Origin of the sequence: Streptomyces sp. NPDC060209 (assembly GCF_042728155.1) — a bacterium.
Classification (GTDB): Bacteria; Actinomycetota; Actinomycetes; order Streptomycetales; family Streptomycetaceae; genus Streptomyces.
Genome location: NZ_JBHWZS010000490.1, coordinates 1 through 3,728 on the forward strand (window position 1 = coordinate 1; position 3,728 = coordinate 3,728).

Annotated in this window: 3 protein-coding genes; 2 read left to right on the forward strand and 1 reads right to left on the reverse strand. The window is 72.0% G+C overall.

The window, feature by feature from the left end; all coding sequences use genetic code 11:
- Positions 1-169: 169 nt before the first annotated feature.
- Positions 170-442 (forward strand): hypothetical protein, encoded by a 273-nt coding sequence (locus ACFWFI_RS41605; RefSeq protein WP_387400985.1) that lies wholly within the window; start codon positions 170-172, stop codon positions 440-442.
- 62 nt (positions 443-504) lie between these two features.
- On the opposite strand, the gene ACFWFI_RS41610 is transcribed toward ACFWFI_RS41605, so the two are convergent.
- Entirely contained in the window at positions 505-1,251 is a 747-nt protein-coding gene (locus tag ACFWFI_RS41610; RefSeq protein ID WP_387400987.1) for a ferritin-like fold-containing protein, read from the reverse strand.
- Positions 1,252-1,725: 474 nt separating this feature from the next.
- Here ACFWFI_RS41610 and ACFWFI_RS41615 point away from each other — a divergent pair, with 474 nt between their 5' ends.
- Entirely contained in the window at positions 1,726-3,678 is a 1,953-nt protein-coding gene (locus tag ACFWFI_RS41615; RefSeq protein ID WP_387400989.1) for a DEAD/DEAH box helicase, read from the forward strand.
- Positions 3,679-3,728: the final 50 nt, after the last annotated feature.

Genomic DNA, 3,728 nt, shown 5'->3' on the forward strand with positions numbered 1-3,728 from the left:
GGCCCGGCGGACGATTCCGCCGGGCCTCCACCTTTTCTCCTCCGGATCCGCTCCCGGTTCTTCCCTCGGCGGGGTTCACAGGAGCGGTTGAGGGTTGTATTCCGCGGGCCACGGGTAAGACCGCCTAGGACCGACCGACCGCCACGCCATCAAGCGAGGTGACCCCTCTGTGCTCTGGGAATCCATCAGCTCCGTCGTGCTCGGACTCGCCCTGTCCTGGGTCGCGCTCCACTCCCTGCCAGGCCGGCTCCCGTCCTCGCGCGTGGTGTTCGTCACGGGTGGGCTGGGCGCCCTGTTCGGCGCGTATCTGACGCACTCGACGCTGGGCTCCGTCCATGTCCTGGCGACGCCCGCGGGCGCCGTGCTGGTCGGGGCGGTGACCCTGTCCCTGCTGATCCGCCCGCGCGGCAACCGGCCGGTGCGATCAGCGGCGGCCCAGTAGGGCCACGGCCGGGCGGCGCCGGTCCGCCCGCGCCGCCGCCGGTGCGATCAGCGGCGGCCGGGTCAGGCGGCGAGCCCGAGGGCGGCCATCCGCTTGGTGTGAGCCTCGGTGATCCGGGAGAACATCCTGCCGACCTCGGCCAGGTCGAACCCGTCCGCCACGCCGCCCACGAGCATCGTCGACAGGGCGTCGCGGTCCGCGACCACCCGCTGGGCCTGGGAGAGCGCCTCGCCCATCAGCCTGCGCGCCCACAGGGCGAGCCTGCCGCCGACCCTGGGCTCCGCCTCGATGGCCGCCCGCACCTTCTCGACCGCGAAGTTCCCGTGTCCCGTGTCGTCGAGCACGGAGATGACGAGGGAGCGGGTGTCCGTGTCGAGGCGCGCGGCGATCTCCCGGTAGAAGTCGCTGGCGATCGAGTCGCCCACGTACGCCTTGACCAGGCCTTCCAGCCAGTCCGACGGGGCCGTCTGGCGGTGGAAGTCGTCCAGTGCCTTGGCGAACGGCTCCATGGCCCCGGTCGGGGCCTCCTCGATGGCCGTGAGCCGGTCGGTCAACTGCTCGAAGTGATGGAATTCGGCGGACGCCATCTTTGCCAGTGCCGCCTTGTCACCGAGTGTCGGCGCGAGTTTGGCATCCTCGGCGAGCCGCTCGAAGGCCGCGAGTTCCCCGTAGGCGAGAGCGCCGAGCAGATCCACGACCGCGGCGCGGTACTGCGGGTCGGCGGACGCGGTGGCCCAGTCCTGGGCGGCGATTCCGGTCGGTGCGGTCGCTTCGTCGGATGCTTCAGTGGCGTTGTCAGGCGTCTCCATGGAGCGCAGAATAGCCGGACCCGCCGGGGACGGAAGGGCCTGGCCAGCAGGAGACGTCACACCGTTCCGATGAATTCGCCCAACACGCATGCGCGAATCCGGGGTACAGTGGTATTGCGCTTACTGAGCATTTTCTTGTGCCAGGAGCGCGACCTTGAATGAGGATGCCCGGTCGGTGGCCCGATCGGCTCCGACCCGACAGCCCTCCACGCGGGGCGTACACCATGTACGACCGCAGATGAGGGGCCCCCTCAGCGGCACGAGCGCTCGAGCGACGGCAGTGGTCCCGCGCCACCCGGCCCATCCACGGCCGGATGACCAACCCCGGCACGGTACGACCCTCAGCGTTCGCCTCGGGCCGCGTCTCACAGAAGAGGCAGCACCCTGACTACGTTCCGCGACCTCGGAATCCTTACCGAGACGGCCGAAGCCCTCGAGGCGGTCGGCATCACTTCCCCCTTCCCGATCCAGGAGATGACGCTCCCCGTAGCGCTCTCCGGCTCCGACGTCATCGGCCAGGCCAAGACCGGCACCGGCAAGACGCTCGGCTTCGGCCTGCCGCTCCTGGAGCGTGTGACCGTCCCCGCCGACGTCGAGGCCGGCCGCGCCGCGCCCGAGAAGCTGACGGACGCGCCGCAGGCCCTGATCGTCGTCCCCACCCGTGAGCTCTGCCAGCAGGTCACCAACGACCTGCTGACCGCCGGCAAGGCCCGTAACGTCCGCGTCCTCGCGATCTACGGCGGCCGGGCGTACGAGCCCCAGGTCGAGGCCCTCAAGAAGGGTGTCGACGTGGTCGTCGGCACCCCGGGCCGACTGCTCGACCTGGCGGGCCAGCGCAAGCTCGACCTCTCGCACATCCGCGTCCTCGTCCTGGACGAGGCCGACGAGATGCTCGACCTGGGCTTCCTGCCCGACGTCGAGCGCATTATCACCATGCTGCCGCCGAAGCGCCAGACGATGCTGTTCTCGGCCACCATGCCCGGTGCCGTCATCAGCCTCGCGCGCCGTTACATGTCGCAGCCGACGCACATCAACGCCACCTCGCCCGACGACGAGGGCACGACCGTCAAGAACACGGCGCAGTACGTCTACCGCGCCCACAACATGGACAAGCCGGAGATGGTCTCCCGCATCCTCCAGGCCGACGGGCGTGGACTGGCCATGGTCTTCTGCCGTACGAAGCGCACGGCCGCCGACATCGCCGACCAGCTGGAGAAGCGCGGTTTCGCGTCCGGCGCGGTCCACGGCGACCTCGGCCAGGGCGCCCGTGAGCAGGCGCTGCGCGCCTTCCGCAACGGCAAGGTGGACGTCCTCGTCTGCACCGATGTCGCCGCGCGCGGCATCGACGTCGAGGGTGTGACCCATGTCATCAACTACCAGTCGCCGGAGGACGAGAAGACCTACCTCCACCGCATCGGCCGTACCGGCCGCGCGGGTGCCAAGGGCATCGCGATCACGCTGGTCGACTGGGACGACATCCCGCGCTGGCAGCTGATCAACAAGGCGCTGGACCTGAAGTTCCCGGACCCGCCGGAGACGTACTCCACGTCCCCGCACCTGTACGAGGACCTCAGCATCCCGGCCGGCACCAAGGGCGTCCTGCCGCGCACCGAGCGGACCCGCGCGGGTCTGCGCGCGGAGGAGATCGAGGACCTCGGCGAGACCGGCGGCCGCGGCCGCAAGTCCGTCGCCTCCGCCCCGGCTCCCCGCGAGGAGCGCGCGCCCCGCACGCCGCGTCAGCGTCGTCGCACCCGGGCCGGCGGCACCCTCGACGAGACCGCTGTCACCGTGCCGGCGCCCGCGGCCGAAGCCCCCGGTGAGGACGCTCAGGAGCCGCGCACCCCGCGCCGCCGGCGCCGTACCCGTGCCGCCACCCCCGAGGCCGTGACCGAAGCCGCGGTGGCCGTGGTGGAGGCCCCGGTCGTCGAGGTCGCACCCGCGGCCGAGGCCGAGGCCGAGCCCGCCGCGGAGGCGAAGTCGCGCCGTCGTCGCACGCGCACCACGGCAACGAAGCCGGCCGTCGCGCAGGCGCCTGCCGCCGAGCCCGTGGTCGACTTCCAGACCGTGGCCATCGCCGCACCGGCGGCGGAGCCCGTGGCCACCAAGCCGCGCCGCCGCACCCGGGTCGTGAAGCCTGTCGACGAGGTCGACTTCCAGATCGCTCCGCCCTCCGAGCCGGTGACCGAGACCAAGCCGCGCCGGACCCGTGCCGCTGCCAAGCCGAAGACCTCGGTGGTGGCCGCCACCGCCGAGGACGCCGCCGCGGAGACCAAGCCGCGCCGCCGTCGGCCGCGCGCCGCGGCCGCGGAGAAGGCGGAGACCGTCGCGGTGACCGCTGCCGTGACGGACGGCGAGACGGCTCCCGCCAAGCCGCGCAGGCGCCGTTCCCGCGCGACGGCGGCCGCCGCCGAGACGACCGAGGGCTGATCTTCAGCCGCAGTCACCTTCGTACGGCCCCGGTTCCCGCACTGCGGGGG